This is a genomic window from Nesterenkonia sp., assembly GCF_029265375.1.
Lineage (GTDB): Bacteria > Actinomycetota > Actinomycetes > Actinomycetales > Micrococcaceae > Nesterenkonia.
In genome coordinates this window covers 1-16,083 of record NZ_JAJUJJ010000023.1, presented here as the reverse complement: position 1 = coordinate 16,083, position 16,083 = coordinate 1, and the positions used below count along the sequence as shown (strand labels likewise).

Here is a 16,083-nt window from a genome sequence, read left to right as displayed (position 1 = left end):
ATCAGGCGGTGAGCTCACGCACCAGGTTCTCGACCCGCTGGCGGATCGCGTCGCGGATCCGGCGGACCGTCTCCACATCCTTGCCGGCCGGGTCCTCCAGCGGCCAGTCCTCGTAGCGTTTGCCCGGGTAGTAGGGGCAGTCGTCGCCGCAGCCCATGGTCACCACCACGTCGGATTCCTGCAGGGTGGCCGCCGACATCTCATGGGTCTTCTCCTCCGAGATATCGATGCCGACCTCGGCCATGACCTCCACCGCCACAGGATTCACCTGGTCGGCCGGTTCGGTGCCGCCGGAGCGCACCCGGATGCGTCCGCCGCCGAGTTCGCGCAGCCACGCGGCGGCCATCTGGGAGCGTCCTGCATTGTGCACACAGACAAACAGGACCTGGGGTTCATCGGTCATGGGTCTTAAGCCTTTCTTGAGTGGAAGAGCCTACGGGCCCACAGGGCCGCGTACACCAGTGCCACCAGCACTGGAACCTCGATGAGCGGACCCACCACACCGGCCAGAGCCTGACCGCTGGCAGCCCCGAAAGTGGCGATCGACACGGCGATAGCCAGCTCAAAATTATTGCCCGCAGCGGTGAAGGACAGCGTGGTGGAGCGTTCGTACCCCAGGCGCAGCAGCCAGCCGATGGCCATCGAGGCTGCGAAGGTCACCACAAAGTACACCAGCAGCGGCAGCGCGATGCGCGCCACGTCCCACGGGGCGGCCAGCACCTGATCCCCCTGCAGGGCAAAGAGCAGCACAATGGTGAACAGCAGTCCGTACAGCGCCCAGGGGTCGAGCTTGGGCAGCACCGTCTCCTCATAGCGCTCCCGTCCCAGCCGGTGTTCGCCCACGGTGCGGGTGAGGAACCCGGCAGCCAGCGGCAGCCCCAGAAACACCAGGACGGACAGGGTGATCGCCCACACCGAGAACTCCGCCGATGTGGTGGGCAGGCCCAGCCAGCCGGGCAGCAGCTGCAGGTAGAACCAGCCGAGCACGCCGAACATGACCACCTGGAACACCGAATTCACCGCCACAAGGACAGCGGCCGCCTCCCTGTCTCCGCAGGCCAGGTCGTTCCAGATGAGCACCATCGCAATGCAGCGCGCCAAGCCCACAATGATCAGACCGGTGCGGTACTCGGGAAGGTCGGGCAGAAACACCCAGGCCAGCACGAACATGAACGCCGGGGCCAGCAGCCAGTTGAGCAGCAGCGAGGTGATGATCAGCCGGCGGTCTCCCATCACCGCGGCGGTCTCGCCATAGCGCACCTTGGCCAGCACCGGATACATCATCACCAGCAGGCCCACGGCGATCGGCACCGAAACGCCAGCGACCTTCACCGTCTCCAAAGCGGTGCCCACCGTCGGGACCACAGCACCCAGCAGCAGACCCAGCCCCATAGCGGCCAGGATCCACACCGGAAGGAACCTGTCCAGCAGGGAGAGCCGCTGCACGACGGCGTCTGCAGACGGAGGGGACACGGCAGGCGCCGGGGGTGCGGGTATGAGAGACCTCAGTTTTGATCGACGATTATCGATGCTGAGTATATCGCCATATGTCAATGTCAGCTGCGCAGCACCGGCAGATGCTCCTCCGCCTCCTGGTGGCTCAGGCCCGTGGTTTCCAGCAGATCCACCACCATGGTGCGGATCAGCAGCACCAGCGCCTCGCCCTCCAGATCATCCAGGCCCAGCCGAGCCGGATGCAGCTGCACGGCCACCGCGGCCAAGGAGTCGCGGGCGGTCTGCATCCGGCGGTCGAAGCCGGGCCCGGTCTCGCGCACCGCCCCGGCCAGCTGAACGGCCGCATCGGCGGTCTCCTCCATCACCGCGGCCAGAGATTCGGTGCCGGCATCGCTCATGGCGGCGTGGTCGATGGCCGAGACTGCACGTCGGCTGACCACACGCAGGCTGCGCACGGCCAGGTCCAGCTTGTCGGCGACCTTCTCCAGGCGGCGCACATGGTGGCGATGCCGCCGGTAGGCCGGAGAGAAGTATACGAGCTCCTTGGCGGAGGTGAGCTCCTGGTTGACCTCATCGATCTGCCCCTGGATGCTGCGCGCCCGGATCAGCGCGTGCCAAGCCTCGCGGGAGTCGGAGCTGCGCAGTGCGGCAGCGGTCTCACGCAGCGAGCGGGTGAGCTCATCGGTGACGCCCTGCAGCGTCCGCAGCGGCTCGCCGCGGGGATCCTTCGGCGTCAGCAGGGCGATCAGCAGTGCGGTGGAGCCCCCGACGACGGCATCCACGCTGCGGGTCAGCGGCCCCAGGTCGGGTTCGGTGGGCGCGGGCACCATCACCACCAGCAGGGCCTGGAGTGCCATCTGCATCGCCAGCACCGGCCCCGGGTCCAGGAAGCGGGCCAGCATCACCGCAAGGAAGACCACCACCACCGCGGTCAGCGCCCGGGGGCCGAAGGCGTGGACCAGCAGATCGGCGATGAGCACTCCCAGAGTGCACCCGACGGCGACTTCGATCACCTTCCGCAGCCGCGGCTCCTTGGTGAAGCCCAAGGCGATCAGCGCAGCGACGGCGGCGAACAGCGGAGACTCGTGCCCCAGCAGCTGCTCGGCGATCACATAGGCGCCCACGCCGGCGGCGGTCATCTGCAGCGCCGGCAGCACGGAGCGCCTGGCCCGCACTGCGCCGGTGCGCACACGCCGCAGAAGCACAGTCCCCGCGGAGCGGAGAAGGTGGGCGAGGTAGCGGCGCACCGTGCTCAGCTCAGACCCTCTCGTAGAGCTCGCGCAGCTCCGGGGGTATGGGATAGACGGCACGTTCCCCGCGCGGGGAGGGCACATCCGCCCCGCGCTGCCGGCGGCCGGTCTCGGCGCCGAAGAAATTGATGGCTGCCGCCGAGATCAGGAACGCCGGGCTCAGGCTCAGCAGCACTCCGGCGAACCACAGCCACAGGCTCGGCTCCTCCCGCGAGGCCTCCATAGCCGACCACCCGCCGCTGAACAGCAGGCACAGCATCGCTCCCAGGCCCAGCACAATGCCCAGGAACCAGCAGAACCCAGCCGCTGGCGCCACATCCGGCTCGGCGTCATAGACCACAGAGTTTCGGCGCGGATCGGTGCGCATAATCAGCCAGCCGCCCACCAGCGCCCACACTGCGACCACCAGGTAGGCGGCAGCCACATCCGCCGGGGTATGCCAGGTCTCGATGAACGTATAGGCCCCGACCGCGCCGGCGTAGAAGGCGGTGAGCACCGCGAAGAACGGGCGCTGCCGCGGGCTGGCGATGAGGAACAGCGCCACCGCCACCGAGGTGACCACAGTGGTGTGGCCGGAGGGAAGCGTGTTGTTCATCCAGTACTCGGGCCAGGCCGGCCCCCGCTCCAGCACCGGCTTGTCCAGCCAGCCGTGCTTGATCAGCTGGGTGGACAGATTTGCCCCCACCATGGCGCCTGCGGCGATCATCGCGGCCAGAAATTTTTGGCGCACCACTGTGATCACTGCGAACAGCACAGCCGGTACGGCGATCACCAGCAGCATATTGGCCGGCACGCTGAGGTTGAGCGTCGGCAGCGGATGCTCGAAGAACTCCGAGGCGTTCAGCAGGGAGAACTCGATCAGCTGGCCGGTGTAGGTGCGGACGAAATACTCATAGACACCGATGAACAGCGCCGAGCAGGTCAGCACGCCGGCGATCCACAGGCCGGTCCGCCGGCCGGGCGGGCGCAGCGATGAAGAGGCGGCGGACATAATGATCAGTATGCCATTGCAGCCTGTGCCCGAGGTGGACGAGATTCTCAGCACTGCCGAGGCGGTCGCCCTGCCGATGCGCACCCGGTTTCGGGGGCAGACCGTCCGCGAGGCAGTGATCTTCCAGGGACCCGCCGGCTGGGCCGAATTCGCCCCCTTCAGCGAGTACGGGCCTGATGAATCCGCCCAGTGGCTCGCCTCAGGGATTCAGGCGGCCTTTCAGGGCCTAGGTGCTCCGCTGCGGACTGCGGTGCCGGTCAACGCCACGATTCCGGCGGTGAGCCCCAGCAGGGTCGAAGCGGTGCTGGCCCGCTACGGGGAAGCCGTGCCGGCGGTGAAGATCAAAGTCGCCGAACCGGGCCAAAGCAGACAGGACGACGTCGACCGGGTGGCTGAAGTGCGCCGGCTGCTGCCGAGAGCGGCGCTGCGAGTGGACGCCAACGGCGGCTGGAGCATCCCGGAGGCAGTGGCAGCGTTGGGGGATATCACCCAGGCCGCCGGCGGCCTGGAGTACGCCGAGCAGCCGGTGGCCGGGGTGGAGCCCCTGGCACGGCTGCGCGAGCAGCTGGCCACCGCAGGGCTTGAGGTGCCCATCGCCGCCGACGAGGCCGTGCGCAAAGCAGAGGACCCGCTGCGCGTGGCGCAGCTGGGAGCTGCCAATCTCATAGTGGTCAAGGCGCCCCCGCTGGGCGGTGTGGACCGGGCCCTGGACCTGGTGCGGCAGGCGGGCCTGCCCGCCGTGGTCTCCTCCGCCCTGGACACCTCGGTGGGTCTGACGGCCGGACTGGCGCTGGCGGCCCGTCTTCCTCAGCTTCCCTTCGCCTGCGGGCTGGGCACCGTCACCCTCTTCGACGGCGAGCTGGTGGATGAGCCGCTGGTGCCCGTCTCCGGCACCCTCGACGTGCCCACACAGTCCGGGCAGATCTGCGCCCCGGCCCCGGTGCCGGAGCTGATGCAGCGGCACCGGATCACCGGTCCGCGTCGCCGCTGGTGGTTCGACCGGGTCCGCGCCGCCCACCAGGTGCTCGCCTCATAGGATGGCCCCATGAGTTCTGCCCGGAGCGGCTTCTGCGAGTTCGACGACTCCCAGGACGCTGAGTCGCTGCAGCTGGCCCGCCGCATAGTCCGCGGCTTGGTGCTCTCGGTCACCGATGTGGTGCTGGCCCCCGGCTCCCGCTCCGCCCCCCTGGCCTACGCTCTGGCCGAGGCTGAGCAGTCCGGTGCCGTACGGCTGCACACGCGGGTCGATGAGCGGTCAGCGGCCTTCACCGCTCTGGGTCTCGCTCTGGCCTCCGGCCGGCCGGCGGCCGTGGTGACCACCTCCGGCACGGCGGCAGGCAACCTGCTTCCTGCGGTGATGGAGGCCGACCTCTCCGCCGTTCCGCTGGTGGCGGTGACCGCCGACCGGCCCGAGCCGCTGCACGGCACCGGCGCCAATCAGACCACCTGGCAGCAGGGGATGTTCGCCGGCCGGGTGCGCGATGAGCTGCACCTGGAGCAGGGGCAGGTCCGGCTGAAGCCGGCGTCCCGGGACGATATGCTCGCCGCCGAGACGCAGACCGCGCTGCTGCTGCGCGCCGGGCTCGGCACAGCAGATGCCCCCGCCGGCCCAGTGCATCTGAACGTCGGATTCGCCGACCCGCTGGTCCCCGCCGAGGGCGCCGGACTCCCGGCCCCCGTACCGACCAGCCCCGCTGAGCATCTGCACGCGGCTCAGGCGTTGGGCAGTCTGGACGCCGAGGAGACGGCCTGGGAGCCCGGCCCCAGCACCGCCGAACCCACCTCCGCCCTGTTCGTCCTGGGCCACCGGGCCCCCCGCGAGGCGGTGGAGCTGGCCCGCGAACTGGGCCAGCCCATGCTCGCGGAGCCCACCTCGGGAGCCCGCTGGAGCGATCTGGGACCGGTGCAGGGCTACCGGCTGCTGCTGAAGTCCCCGCCCGGCTCAGCCGCGGCCCGGCTGCGCGAACAGACCCAGCTCGTCGTCGTCGCCGGCCGCCCCACCCTCACCCGTGAGGTGCAGCGGCTGATCAGCCGCGACGACATCGACGTGGTTCAATACGCTCCACGCGCCGAGCCCTGGCACGATGACCGGCTGCCCCGGCGGGTGGTCACCGAGCTGCCCCAGCTGCGGCAGCTGGTGGGGCCAGCCCCGCAGGAGTGGACGCAGGCCTGGGAGACCGCCGGGCTGCAGGCGCAGCAGACCATCGATGCTGTGCTGCGCGAGGAGGACCAGGAGGCCGGAAGTCTGAGCTCAGTCCGGGTGGCCCAATTCGTTGCCGAAACGGTGCGCACCCCTCTGCTGCTGGGCTCCTCCTCAGTGATCCGGGATGTGGACCTGGCCGCAGCTCTGACCCGCGACGCCCCGCGGGAGATCTACGCCATGCGCGGACTGGCCGGCATCGACGGCAATATCTCCGCCGCGGCGGGCATCAGCATCGGCGCAGGACGCCGCACCACCGCCCTGGTGGGAGACCTGACGTTCCTCCACGACGTCAATGCGCTGCTGGTGCCCCTCACCGAGCAGCCGCCGAGCCTGGATGTGGTGGTCATCAACGACGCCGGAGGCGCGATCTTCGACCAGCTCGAACACGGCCAGGTGGGACGCCGCCCGGGCTGGGCCGAGGCCGTGGAGCGGCTCTTCGGCACACCGCAGACCGTGGACTTCGAGGCGCTCGCCGACGCCTACGGCCACGACTACTGCTTCGCCGAGGACCTCGAAGAGCTTGGAGAGGCTCTGCAGCACCCGGAGGACCGGGTGGGGATTCGGATCATCGAGGTGCGCACGGACCGCACCCGGCTGCGGGACCTGCACGCCAGGATCGCTGAGGCCGCCTCCGAGCTGTCCGGCTAGGGCCGGGGGAACTCCGCCCGGGCGGCGGCCACTCTCTCGCGCAGAAAGCAGTCCTCGGCATGATCGTTGATCAGGCCCATGGACTGCATGAAGGCCAACACTGTGGTGGGGCCCAGGAACTTCCATCCGCGGCGCTTGAGCTCGGTGGCCATCGCCCGCGAGGCCGGCGAGACGGTCACACTCTGCGGCGCTGGCGGCTGCTCAGGTTCGAAGGACCACACAAACCGCGCCAGCGACCCTTCCTGCTCGGCCAGCTGCAGTGCGCAGCCGGCATTGTGCACCACCGCCTCGATCTTGGCGCGGTTGCGCACAATGCCCGGATCAGCCAGCAGGCGCTGGACATCCTCGGCGGTGAACTCGGCGATCCGCGCAGCGTCGAAGCCGCAGAACGCTGACCGGAAGTTCTCCCGCTTCTGCAGGATGGTGCGCCAGCTCAGCCCGGACTGGAAGCTCTCCAGGCACAGCTTCTCGAACAGCCGGCGGTCATCGCCCACCGGGAATCCCCACTCGGCGTCGTGGTACTCCCGCAGCACAGCGGCGGACCGGGCCCAGGTGCAGCGGATCGGCTCGTGCATAGCGAACATGCTAAGAGATACTGGAGTCTGTGTCCGCGACTCTACGCACCCCATGGTGGATGGCCGGTGCTGCGCTGTGCGCCGCGGCCTTCCTGATCGTCTACCTCGGATTCGTCCAGACCGCCTCAGGGCAGCTGATCGATGTGGCGCTGCGTGAGGTCACCGGCCGGCACTGGCACCCGCTGCCGGAGCTGGATCCGGAGAACCGCTGGATCGCGGTATGGATTATGGCGCCCCCGGCCGGCGCGCTGGCTGCGCTGACCATCCCGCAGCGCGACTGGCTCACCGCCGGAATCGCCGTCGCCACGGTGGTGGCCTCCAATATCACCACCCAGGTGGTCAAGCACGGCTGGCTGGAGCGTCCCGAACTGATCGACGGCGCAGGGAGCTCCAATGCGCTGCCCAGCGGGCACACCACTATGGCGGCGGCTTCCGCCGTCGCCGTGTTCTTGGCCGCCGGATCACGATGGCGTCCGGCAGCCGGAGTGCTCGCCGCTGTGTGGGGTGCCGGGTGGGGCGCCTACATCTACCTGGAGTCCTGGCACCGGCCCAGCGATATGATCGCCGCCTACTTGGTGGTGGCCGGTTGGGGCTTAGTGGGCGGCTGGCTGATCCTCCGGCTGCGGGTCCCAGACCGGCCGGCCCCGGCGCATCCGCGCCCGCATGCACCGGAGCTGATGTGCGCCGTCATCGGCGTTCTGCTCTGCGGCGCAGCTCTGGTGGGCCTCTATGCCGGCGGAGGCTGGTCCGGTTTGGAGCTCACGCTCGACGGCGCCTCCAGCGGATGGCACTGGGTGGCCGGAACGGCCCTCTCCGCGGGCCCGGCGTGGCTGCTGGCCGCGGCAGGGATCAGCCTGTTCCGCTACGAGGAGGCCAGGCTCAGCCCGCGCCCAGTGCGGTGAGCATCGGCCGCAGCTTCGAGCGCGTCTCTGCCAGCTCGGCCTCCGGCTGAGACCCGTGGACAATCCCGCAGCCCGCAAAGAGCCGCATCCGGTCGGGCTGCTCCAGCACCCCTCCGCGCAGCGCGATCCCGAAGTCCGCATTGCCCTGGGCATCGATCCAGCCGACCGGTCCGGCGAAGGGGCCGCGGTCCAGACCCTCCAGCACGGCCAGCAGATCATCGGCCTGCCGCGTGGGGGTGCCGCAGACCGCAGCGGTGGGGTGGGCCTGCCCGGCCACCAGCAGCGGGGAGGGCAGACTGCCGTCCTCTCCGCGGGCCAGGCGCCCGGTGATGTCGGAGGCCAGATGGTAGACATTGGGAAGCTCGAGCACCCGGGGACGCTGAGGCGCCTGCAGCGTCTCCGTGACCCGGCCCAGCTGGTCCAGCAGCGAGCGGACCGCCAGATCATGCTCGTGGTGCTGCTTGCTGTCGTCGAGCAGATGCTCGGAGGCGGAATGATCCACAGTGCCGGCCAGCACGCGGGAGCTGACCTCGGCGCCGCGGACGCTGACCAGCATCTCCGGGGTGGCGCCCAGTACGGCCTGCTCATCCCCGCCCACCAGATAGGTCCAGCAGCCCGCGTAGTCGGTGGTGAGCCGGCGCAGCAGCAGCCCCAGCGGAATCACCGAGTCCGCTGCCACCTGCACATCGCGGGCGAGCACCAGCTTCTGCACCGTGCCCTCGGCTATGGCGCTCAGCCCGGCGGAAACCGCATGCAGATAGTGGCGCTCCGACCGCAGCCCGGGTGCCTGAGCAGCCGCCGGCATCGCCGTCGAAGAACTGGCGGCCCGCAGCAGCCTGCCCCGCTGCAGCCGCAGGCCGTGGTCGCTGAGCATCTCTTCAACCGGCCGCTGCCGCTGGCTCACGGTGGTGACCCAGGTCCGCCGCCCCGCACGGCGCAGCAGCACCTCGGGCAGAATCAGCCGGGAGACGTACTGGGATGAGGCCGCATAGGCCACTGAGGCGAAGACCGCCGGTGAGGCTTCGGCGTCGGACTCCCGCTGCTGGATCCGCTGCGCGGTGGTCTCCCACCAGTCGGCCAGCTCGGAGAACCTGCGCTCGCCGGTGGCCCGTCCGGCCGCAGCGATGCCGAGCCCCACCAGGCCTTCGCCTTCGCGCAGCCACACTCCGCTGGGCTGCAGTCCGGGAAGCAGGCCCGGCAGACCGTCGTCGTCGAGGTCCACCTCCACAGTGTGGGCGTGCAGGGCGGAGGCGGAAGAAGTCATGACCAGCACATCCTACTTGCCCAGCGCTGTGTGACGGATCTGCGAGAATGCTGGAGTGAATCGCCGCACAGGGAACCGGGCCGGACTGGACAAGAGGCGCGAAGACGTCGCCTCCATGTTTGACGAGGTCGCCGAACGCTACGACCTGACCAATGATGTGCTCTCCCTGGGCCAGACTGTGCGCTGGCGCCGGAAGCTGGTCGAAGCCCTCAACGTGGCCCCGGGGGAGCGGGTGCTGGACCTGGCGGCCGGGACCGGAAGCTCCACCGTGCCGTTCCACCGCGCCGGAGCGGTGGCTGTGGCCTGCGACTTCTCCCTGGGCATGCTGCAGGTGGGCAAACGCCGCCACCCGGAGATCACCTTCGTCGCCGGGGACGGAATGAACCTGCCCTTTGCCGATAACAGCTTCGAGGCGGTCACCATCAGCTTCGGGCTGCGCAATATCGCAGACCCGCGCCGCGGCCTGGAGGAGATGCTGCGGGTCACGGCCCCGGGGGGACGGCTGGCCGTGATGGAGTTCTCCCACCCCAGCTGGGCGCCGTTCAGCACGGTCTACACCGAATACCTGATGCGGGCGCTGCCGGCGGTGGCCCGAGCGGTGTCCTCCAATCCGGAGGCCTACGTCTACCTGGCCGAATCCATTCGTGCCTGGCCGGACCAGAACGGGCTGGCGGCGATGATCACTGAGACCGGCTGGACCGGGGTGAAGTACCGCAATCTCACCGGCGGGATCGTGGCTATCCATCATGCCGTGAAGGCCCCGGGGAACGACTAGGCTGGAATCCGATGACAGAATCACTCAATGTCCTCGCCGGCGACGAGGAGCTGGCCTCCGAAGTGACAGAGGCCCTCGACGCCGTGGAGGAACAGCTGCTGGCGGCCCTGTCCTCCACCGATGAGCTGGCCAATACCGCAGCGCGGTACCTGGCCGAGGCCGGTGGGAAGCGGGTCCGGCCGCTGCTGACCATCCTCACCTCGCTGCTGGGGGAGGGGGTCAATGACCGTGTGCGCCAGGCCGCGGTGGTCATGGAGATGACGCATCTGGCCACGCTCTATCACGACGACGTCATGGACTCCGCCCCGGTGCGCCGGGGCGCGCCCTCAGCCCATGAGGTGTGGGGCAATTCCGTGGCCATTCTCACCGGAGACCTGATCCTCGCCCGCGCCTCCGAGCGGATGACCCAGCTGGGGGAGGAGGGCTCGCGCATCCAGGCCGAAACCTTCGAACGGCTGGTGATGGGGCAGCTGCACGAGACCGTGGGCCCGCGCGAGGGCGAGGACCCCTATGAGCACTATCTGGGCGTCATCGCAGATAAGACCGGCTCCCTGGTGGCCACCGCCGCGCAGCTGGGAGCGCTCTTCGGCGGGGCCGGCGCGGAGGTCACCCAGATGCTGCGCGAATACGGAGAAGCGGTGGGCATCGCCTTCCAACTGGCCGATGATGTCATCGACCTGACCGCAGATCCTGCCACCTCCGGCAAGACTCCCGGCACCGACCTCCGGGAGGGGGTGCCCACTCTGCCGCTGCTGCTGCTGCGGCGCACCGCCGAGCAGGGCACTGCTGAGCAGGCGCGCTCCGCACGGGAGGTGCTGGACGTGGTGGAGGCCGATCTCACCAGCGATGAGGCGCTTCAGCGGGCCGTGTCCACTGTGGTCGACCACCCGGTGACCGCAGAGGCGTGGGCCGTGGCCCGCCGCTGGGCGGCCAAGGCCCAGGAGGCGGTCGCACCGCTGCCGGAGTCGGTGGTCAAGTCCTCACTGCTCAGCTTCGCCGAAGCCGTCGTCGACCGCGAGGGCTAGGATGCGTGCCTGAGCACCTCCTCGAGCGCAGCGGAGAGCTCCCGGGCGCGCTGAGCACGGAATTCCACATCCAGCGGGTGGCGGATCTGCCGGTACAGCAGATCATCGGGATACCGCGGAAAGACGTGCAGATGGTAGTGCCAGACATGCTGGTTGCCCGCCGGCTCATTGTGCTGCCGCACTGAGGTTCCGGGCGGGTTCCACGCCCGCTTGATGGCCACGGCCACATGCCGGGAGAAGATGCTGATCTTGGCCAGCAGCTCATCCTCCAGATCGTAGAGCGCCTCCCGGTGGGCAGCCGGAGTGATCATCGCGTGCCCGGGGTAGGGGCCGAAGCCGTCGCAGGCGATGAACACCAGCAGATCCTCATCCTGGTACACCACATCGGAGAGCTCGCAGCGGTTCCCGGGATCATCCGCCCGGCCGGCCGCCAATTCGCAGAACGGGCAGACATAGCCTTCCGGGGCGTGAGAGGTCCACAGCGTGCCGAGGCCCGGATCGTACGCCATGCTCACTCGTCCTCCGCGAAGGAGAAGTCCAGCAGGTCGAAGAGGAACTCGCTGACGGTGGCTCCCTCCGGAGTCCAGATGTGCTTGTCATTGTTCCTGCGGTGGATCAGCGGGTCGGGGATCCGCAGGTCTGAGACCTCCACGCCCCAGACCCAGCGTTCGTCCTCATCCTCCAGGAACAGCAGGTACCCCTCCTCGGTCACCAGCTCGTCGGGATCGAAGATGAAGTGGTAAGCCTCCAGAATCTCCTCGCACCGGCCCAGAGCCAGGTAGAGCTCCTGAAGGACCAGCGGCAGCTGCGCACTGTCGGGAAGCTCCGAATCGGCCAGCAGCTCCTCCAACTCCTCGGGGCTGTATCCCTCCGCGTCGGTCCACTGATCATCCAGATACTTCGGCACCAGGGCTTTGAACCTGTCCAAGAACATCTCGGCCATGGGAGTGACTCGCTTCCGTTGTGCACTGCGCAGCCCACCGGCACGGGACCGCTCACATGCCACACTAATGGACCGGACTCGGCCCAGCAGCGGGGAACAACACCGGTGCAGCTCGGCGTTGTCCAATACGGCATACTGTCCTGAGGCAATTCGCCACCATCTCCTGTCGAAAGGATCCGCTTCTCCGTGTCTGACACGTTCACCCACCGGCCCATCCGCGTCGCCGTCGTCGGTGCAGGTCCCGCCGGGGTCTACGCCTCAGACATCCTGGTGAAGGCCCAGGCCAAGCACGATCTGCGCTTCAGCATCGACCTCTTCGACCGCTACCCGGCGCCCTTCGGGCTGATCCGCTACGGCGTCGCGCCCGACCACCCACGCATCAAGGGCATCATCAAGGCCCTGCACAAAGTCATGGACCGCGGCGATATCCGCCTGCTGGGCAATGTGGCCATCGGCACAGATCTGACCCTGGAAGACCTGCGCCGCCACTATGACGCTGTGATCTTCGCCACCGGCGCCATTAAGGATGCCGCCCTGGACATCCCCGGCGTCGAGCTCGAAGGCAGCTTCGGCGCGGCCGATTTCGTCTCCTGGTATGACGGCCACCCCGACTATCCGCGCGAGTGGCCCCTGGAGGCGGAGAAGATCGCAGTGATCGGCAATGGAAACGTTGCGCTCGACGTCGCACGGGTGCTCTCCAAGCACGCCGAGGACCTGCTGAGCACGGAGATCCCGGAGAACGTCTACCAGGGTCTTCAGGCCTCCCCGGCAACGGACGTGCACGTCTTCGGCCGGCGGGGGCCGGCCCAGGTGAAGTTCACCCCCCTGGAGCTGCGCGAGCTCAGCCACTCCCGGGACGTGGACATCGTCCTCTATGAGGAGGATTTCGAGTTCGACGACGCCTCCGATGAGGCCATCCGCTCCAACAATCAGATCAAGACCATGGTCAATACGCTCACCAACTGGCTGGTGGAGCAGGAGGAGCGGGCCGAGGAGGCCTCCAAGCGGCTGCACCTGCACTTCCTGCACCGGCCGGTGGAGATCCTGGAGGGCCGTGATGAGGACGGCGCCGGCACCGGCAAGGTGGCGGGGATTCGGTTCGAGCGAATGGAGCTGGACGGAACCGGCAATGTGCGCGGCACCGGTGAGTTCCTCGACTACGAGGTCCAGGCGGTCTACCGCGCTGTGGGCTACTTCGGCTCCGAGGTGAAGGGCATCCCCTTCGACCACCAGCGCGGAGTGATCGTCAATGAAGCCGGCCGGGTGCTCGACGACGACGGCCACCACATCCCCGGGACCTACGCCACCGGGTGGATCAAGCGCGGCCCGGTGGGGCTGATCGGTCACACCAAGGGCGACGCGATGGAGACCATCGAGTGCCTGATCGCCGATGCCGACCGGCTGCCGGAGGCCGAACAGCCGGAGGAGAATGCGGTGATCGAGCTGCTGGAGTCCAGAGGAGTCGAGTACACCACCTGGGAGGGCTGGCTGAAGCTCGACGAGCACGAGGTCCAGCTGGGCCAGCAGGCCACCACCGCGGGACCGGTGGAGCGCGAACGCGTGAAGGTGGTTCCGCGCGAAGAGATGGTGCGGATCAGCCGCGCCTAGCTGACTACGGCTGCCCGGCCATCTCCTTCAGCCGGGCGATCCGGTTCTCCATCGGCGGGTGGGTGGAGAACAGCTGCTTCGCGCGCGGGCCGAAGGGATTGGCGATCATCATATGGGCATGCGCGTCATGCTTGGGATCCTCCTTCAGCGGGATCCGGGAGATGCCGTTGTCCAGCTTGTCCAGCGCAGAGGCCAGGGCCAGCGGATCCTGGGAGAGTACTGCTCCGTCGGCGTCGGCGTCGTACTCCCGGGTGCGGCTGATGGCTGACTGAATCAGCGCGGCAGCCACCGGCATCAGAATCGCGGCGAGGATCATGCCCACCAGCATCAGCGGGTTCCCGCCTTGGCGGCCGCCCATGCGGGTGAACATCATCATCTGCGCGATGGTGGTGAGGAAGCCGGCCACCGCGGCGGCGACCGAGGAGATGAGAATGTCGCGGTTGTAGATGTGCATCAGCTCGTGGCCGGTGACGGCGCGCAGCTCACGCGGGGTCAGCAGATTCAGGATGCCTTCGGTGAAGCAGACCACGCCTTTCTCCGGATTGCGGCCGGTGGCGAAGGCGTTCGGCGTCGGCTGCGGGGAGATGAAGATGCGCGGCACCGGCTGCTGGGCCCGCCCGGCGAGCTCCTCCACCATCTGGTACAGCTGGGGCGCCTGCGCGCGGTCCACGGGATAGGCCCGCATGGCTCGCAGGGCGATCTTGTCCGAGTTCCAGTAGGAGTAAGCCACCGAGACCACGCCGATCAGTCCGAAAATGAGCAGAAAGATCGGCATGTTCGTGGCATAGGCGACGATGGCGCCGACCAGCAGCAGCAGGGCGAAAAGAAAAGCCAGTAGGCCGGCGGTGCGCAGCCGCCCGTGATGGTGGTGCATCGTGCTCCCTCGGTTCGGCGGACGGGATGTACTGCTCATTCTACGAGGCCGCGCGGCAGTGAATTTGCTCACATACTGGCGGTGTTGAGCTGATTTTCCTCGGTGTTTACCTAGAGTTCACTTTGGGCTGTCACTCTGCATGGCGTAGAGGAACTGGACCGTTCCACCGCGAGTCTGAACGGAGAGTCATGGCCGTACTGCCAGCGCCGGAGAAGCTCCATACGCCCCACGCCGGCGCCGCCGTCGATACGCCGCCCACCCCGTCCACTCCGCTGCAGCGCAGCGGACTGCTGCGCGGCCTTCCGCCGCGGGTGCAGGGCACGCTGAACTGGCTGACCGTAGCCGCCTGCGTCTATGTGCTGATCACCGCCGTGAGCGTCATCGGCTCCGGGTTCTCGGTGGCGGCGGGCGGCCATGCGGAGTCCCTGTTCACCTTCGCCGCCAACCCCGTGGTGGGTCTGATGATCGGCGTGGTGGCCACCGCCCTGACCCAGTCCTCCTCCACCACCACATCGGTCACCGTGGGCCTGGTCGCCGGCGGACTGCCCCTGGAGATCGCCATTCCGATCATCTTGGGCGCCAACCTGGGCACCACGATGACCAACACTCTGGTGAGCCTGGGGATGGTCAAGGACAAGACTCAGTTCCGCCGGGGATTCGCCGCCGCGACCGTCCATGACTTCTTCAATCTGCTGGCCGTGGCCATCTTCCTGCCCCTGGAGATGATGTTCGGGCTGCTGGAGCGGCTCTCCACCGCGGTTGCGGGCAGCCTCTCCGGCGCGGACGGCGGCATTGTGGCCGTGATCTTCGGCGGCATCGGCACCGTGGTCAAGGGGGCCACCTCACCGCTGGCTGATTTCATCACCTGGGCGCTCAGCCCGCTGCCGGGGATCTGGGCAGGCATCGCCATGATCGTGGTGGCGATCGCGCTGATCCTGGCGGTCATCAACCTCATCGGGCGGATGCTCAAGGCGCTGCTGGTCGGCAAGGCTCAGCGGGTGCTCAATGCCGCCGTCGGCCGCGGTCCGATCACCTCGATCGGCTCCGGGGCGCTGGTGACCGTGATGGTTCAGTCCTCCTCCACCACGACGGCGCTGATGGTGCCGCTGGCGGGCTCCGGGGCGCTGAGCCTGCGGCAGATCTACCCGTTCACCCTGGGTGCGAACATCGGCACCACCATCACCGCGCTGGTGTCCGCCTTCGCGTTCGACGGGCCCGTCGGCACCATTGCGCTCACCGCCGCACTGGCCCACCTGCTCTTCAACGTCTTCGGCACTGTGGTGATCTTCGGCATCCCGGGGATCCGGGAGGTGCCGCTGAAGGGCGCCGCATGGCTGGCTGACCTGGCGGTCCGGCGCCCCTCAGTCGCGTTCGCCTGGGTGGTGGGCGTCTTCCTGGCGCTGCCGCTGGCGCTGATCGTCCTGCTCTAGCTGTACTTCCCCGTGAGGTTGTGAACACGGGCTGAGGGGACTTCTCCGTCGATGGCGGTGTGGGTGCGGTGGTGATTGTAGTAGTGCAGGAAGTCCTCATAGGAGGCTTCTCGATCTGCTTCGCTGCGGTAGGCCGTGGC

The 16,083-nt window shown here is 68.4% G+C and carries 16 protein-coding genes and 1 pseudogene; 7 read left to right on the top strand and 10 right to left on the bottom strand.

Translation table 11 applies throughout. The annotated features are described in order from the left end of the window. Window position 1 precedes the first annotated feature (1 nt). From Q1K09_RS09975 to Q1K09_RS09960, 4 genes are all read right to left on the bottom strand, one after another. Window positions 2–403 (bottom strand): arsenate reductase ArsC, encoded by a 402-nt coding sequence (locus Q1K09_RS09975; protein ID WP_300345280.1) that lies wholly within the window; start codon window positions 401–403, stop codon window positions 2–4. Window positions 404–408: 5 nt separating this feature from the next. After that, window positions 409–1,473 (bottom strand): ACR3 family arsenite efflux transporter, encoded by a 1,065-nt coding sequence (arsB, locus tag Q1K09_RS09970; protein ID WP_300345279.1) that lies wholly within the window; start codon window positions 1,471–1,473, stop codon window positions 409–411. 83 nt (window positions 1,474–1,556) lie between these two features. After that, window positions 1,557–2,702, bottom strand: a complete 1,146-nt coding sequence (locus Q1K09_RS09965; RefSeq protein WP_300345278.1) for an FUSC family protein — start codon at window positions 2,700–2,702, stop codon at window positions 1,557–1,559. A 10-nt stretch (window positions 2,703–2,712) separates the two neighbouring features. Continuing rightward, window positions 2,713–3,696: a phosphatase PAP2 family protein gene (locus Q1K09_RS09960; RefSeq protein ID WP_300345277.1), complete on the bottom strand. Its 984-nt coding sequence runs from the start codon at window positions 3,694–3,696 to the stop codon at window positions 2,713–2,715. 10 nt (window positions 3,697–3,706) lie between these two features. Between Q1K09_RS09960 and Q1K09_RS09955 the strand changes: the two genes are divergently transcribed. Together Q1K09_RS09955 and menD are read left to right on the top strand one after the other, a co-directional pair. Next, window positions 3,707–4,732, top strand: coding sequence for an o-succinylbenzoate synthase (locus Q1K09_RS09955; protein WP_366909308.1), 1,026 nt, complete (start codon window positions 3,707–3,709; stop codon window positions 4,730–4,732). A 9-nt stretch (window positions 4,733–4,741) separates the two neighbouring features. Continuing rightward, window positions 4,742–6,547: a 2-succinyl-5-enolpyruvyl-6-hydroxy-3-cyclohexene-1-carboxylic-acid synthase gene (gene menD, locus Q1K09_RS09950; RefSeq protein WP_300345273.1), complete on the top strand. Its 1,806-nt coding sequence runs from the start codon at window positions 4,742–4,744 to the stop codon at window positions 6,545–6,547. Here the strand turns inward: menD and Q1K09_RS09945 are convergent. Beyond that, window positions 6,544–7,122, bottom strand: coding sequence for a DNA-3-methyladenine glycosylase I (locus Q1K09_RS09945; RefSeq protein ID WP_300345272.1), 579 nt, complete (start codon window positions 7,120–7,122; stop codon window positions 6,544–6,546). The genes menD and Q1K09_RS09945 overlap by 4 nt on opposite strands. Window positions 7,123–7,151: 29 nt before the next feature. Between Q1K09_RS09945 and Q1K09_RS09940 the strand changes: the two genes are divergently transcribed. Then, window positions 7,152–8,024 (top strand): phosphatase PAP2 family protein, encoded by an 873-nt coding sequence (locus Q1K09_RS09940; protein ID WP_300345270.1) that lies wholly within the window; start codon window positions 7,152–7,154, stop codon window positions 8,022–8,024. On the opposite strand, the gene Q1K09_RS09935 is transcribed toward Q1K09_RS09940, so the two are convergent. Beyond that, a complete protein-coding gene (locus Q1K09_RS09935; RefSeq protein ID WP_300345268.1) occupies window positions 8,002–9,288 on the bottom strand; it encodes an isochorismate synthase in 1,287 nt (428 codons plus the stop codon). The genes Q1K09_RS09940 and Q1K09_RS09935 overlap by 23 nt on opposite strands. Window positions 9,289–9,343: 55 nt before the next feature. Here Q1K09_RS09935 and Q1K09_RS09930 point away from each other — a divergent pair, with 55 nt between their 5' ends. Further along, window positions 9,344–10,063 carry a demethylmenaquinone methyltransferase gene (locus Q1K09_RS09930; protein ID WP_300345266.1) on the top strand — a complete coding sequence of 240 codons (720 nt, stop codon included), beginning with the start codon at window positions 9,344–9,346 and terminating at the stop codon, window positions 10,061–10,063. Between the two features lie 11 nt (window positions 10,064–10,074). Beyond that, the gene (locus tag Q1K09_RS09925; RefSeq protein ID WP_300345264.1) at window positions 10,075–11,088 is read left to right on the top strand and encodes a polyprenyl synthetase family protein; all 1,014 of its coding nucleotides are present in this window, start codon (window positions 10,075–10,077) and stop codon (window positions 11,086–11,088) included. Here the strand turns inward: Q1K09_RS09925 and Q1K09_RS09920 are convergent. Both Q1K09_RS09920 and Q1K09_RS09915 read right to left on the bottom strand, forming a co-directional pair. Then, on the bottom strand, window positions 11,085–11,597 hold the full coding sequence (locus tag Q1K09_RS09920) for an HIT family protein (RefSeq protein ID WP_300345262.1): 513 nt from the start codon (window positions 11,595–11,597) through the stop codon (window positions 11,085–11,087). The genes Q1K09_RS09925 and Q1K09_RS09920 overlap by 4 nt on opposite strands. 2 nt (window positions 11,598–11,599) lie before the next feature. Beyond that, on the bottom strand, window positions 11,600–12,031 hold the full coding sequence (locus tag Q1K09_RS09915) for a hypothetical protein (protein ID WP_300345260.1): 432 nt from the start codon (window positions 12,029–12,031) through the stop codon (window positions 11,600–11,602). Between the two features lie 186 nt (window positions 12,032–12,217). Here Q1K09_RS09915 and Q1K09_RS09910 point away from each other — a divergent pair, with 186 nt between their 5' ends. Continuing rightward, window positions 12,218–13,639, top strand: a complete 1,422-nt coding sequence (locus Q1K09_RS09910) for an FAD-dependent oxidoreductase (protein ID WP_300345258.1) — start codon at window positions 12,218–12,220, stop codon at window positions 13,637–13,639. Between the two features lie 4 nt (window positions 13,640–13,643). Here Q1K09_RS09910 and Q1K09_RS09905 read toward each other — a convergent pair whose 3' ends face one another. Then, a complete protein-coding gene (locus Q1K09_RS09905; protein ID WP_300345256.1) occupies window positions 13,644–14,513 on the bottom strand; it encodes a M48 family metalloprotease in 870 nt (289 codons plus the stop codon). 188 nt (window positions 14,514–14,701) lie between these two features. Between Q1K09_RS09905 and Q1K09_RS09900 the strand changes: the two genes are divergently transcribed. Beyond that, complete coding sequence (locus tag Q1K09_RS09900) at window positions 14,702–15,943, top strand: Na/Pi symporter (protein ID WP_300345254.1); 1,242 nt, start codon at window positions 14,702–14,704, stop codon at window positions 15,941–15,943. Here the strand turns inward: Q1K09_RS09900 and Q1K09_RS09895 are convergent. Further along, a pseudogene (locus Q1K09_RS09895) lies at window positions 15,940–16,083 on the bottom strand (IS481 family transposase); the annotation flags it as partial. The gene Q1K09_RS09900 and the pseudogene Q1K09_RS09895 overlap by 4 nt on opposite strands.

Excerpts from the sequence above, each read along its gene's own strand:
- Q1K09_RS09975 (WP_300345280.1), bottom strand. The coding sequence starts at position 403 with ATGACCGATGAACCCCAGGTCCTGTTTGTCTGTGTGCACAATGCAGGA.
- Q1K09_RS09960 (WP_300345277.1), bottom strand. The coding sequence starts at position 3,696 with ATGTCCGCCGCCTCTTCATCGCTGCGCCCGCCCGGCCGGCGGACCGGC.
- Q1K09_RS09955 (WP_366909308.1), top strand. The coding sequence starts at position 3,707 with ATGCCATTGCAGCCTGTGCCCGAGGTGGACGAGATTCTCAGCACTGCC.
- menD (WP_300345273.1), top strand. The coding sequence starts at position 4,742 with ATGAGTTCTGCCCGGAGCGGCTTCTGCGAGTTCGACGACTCCCAGGAC.
- Q1K09_RS09945 (WP_300345272.1), bottom strand. The coding sequence starts at position 7,122 with ATGCACGAGCCGATCCGCTGCACCTGGGCCCGGTCCGCCGCTGTGCTG.
- Q1K09_RS09935 (WP_300345268.1), bottom strand. The coding sequence starts at position 9,288 with ATGACTTCTTCCGCCTCCGCCCTGCACGCCCACACTGTGGAGGTGGAC.
- Q1K09_RS09925 (WP_300345264.1), top strand. The coding sequence starts at position 10,075 with ATGACAGAATCACTCAATGTCCTCGCCGGCGACGAGGAGCTGGCCTCC.
- Q1K09_RS09920 (WP_300345262.1), bottom strand. The coding sequence starts at position 11,597 with ATGGCGTACGATCCGGGCCTCGGCACGCTGTGGACCTCTCACGCCCCG.
- Q1K09_RS09915 (WP_300345260.1), bottom strand. The coding sequence starts at position 12,031 with ATGGCCGAGATGTTCTTGGACAGGTTCAAAGCCCTGGTGCCGAAGTAT.
- Q1K09_RS09905 (WP_300345256.1), bottom strand. The coding sequence starts at position 14,513 with ATGCACCACCATCACGGGCGGCTGCGCACCGCCGGCCTACTGGCTTTT.
- Q1K09_RS09900 (WP_300345254.1), top strand. The coding sequence starts at position 14,702 with ATGGCCGTACTGCCAGCGCCGGAGAAGCTCCATACGCCCCACGCCGGC.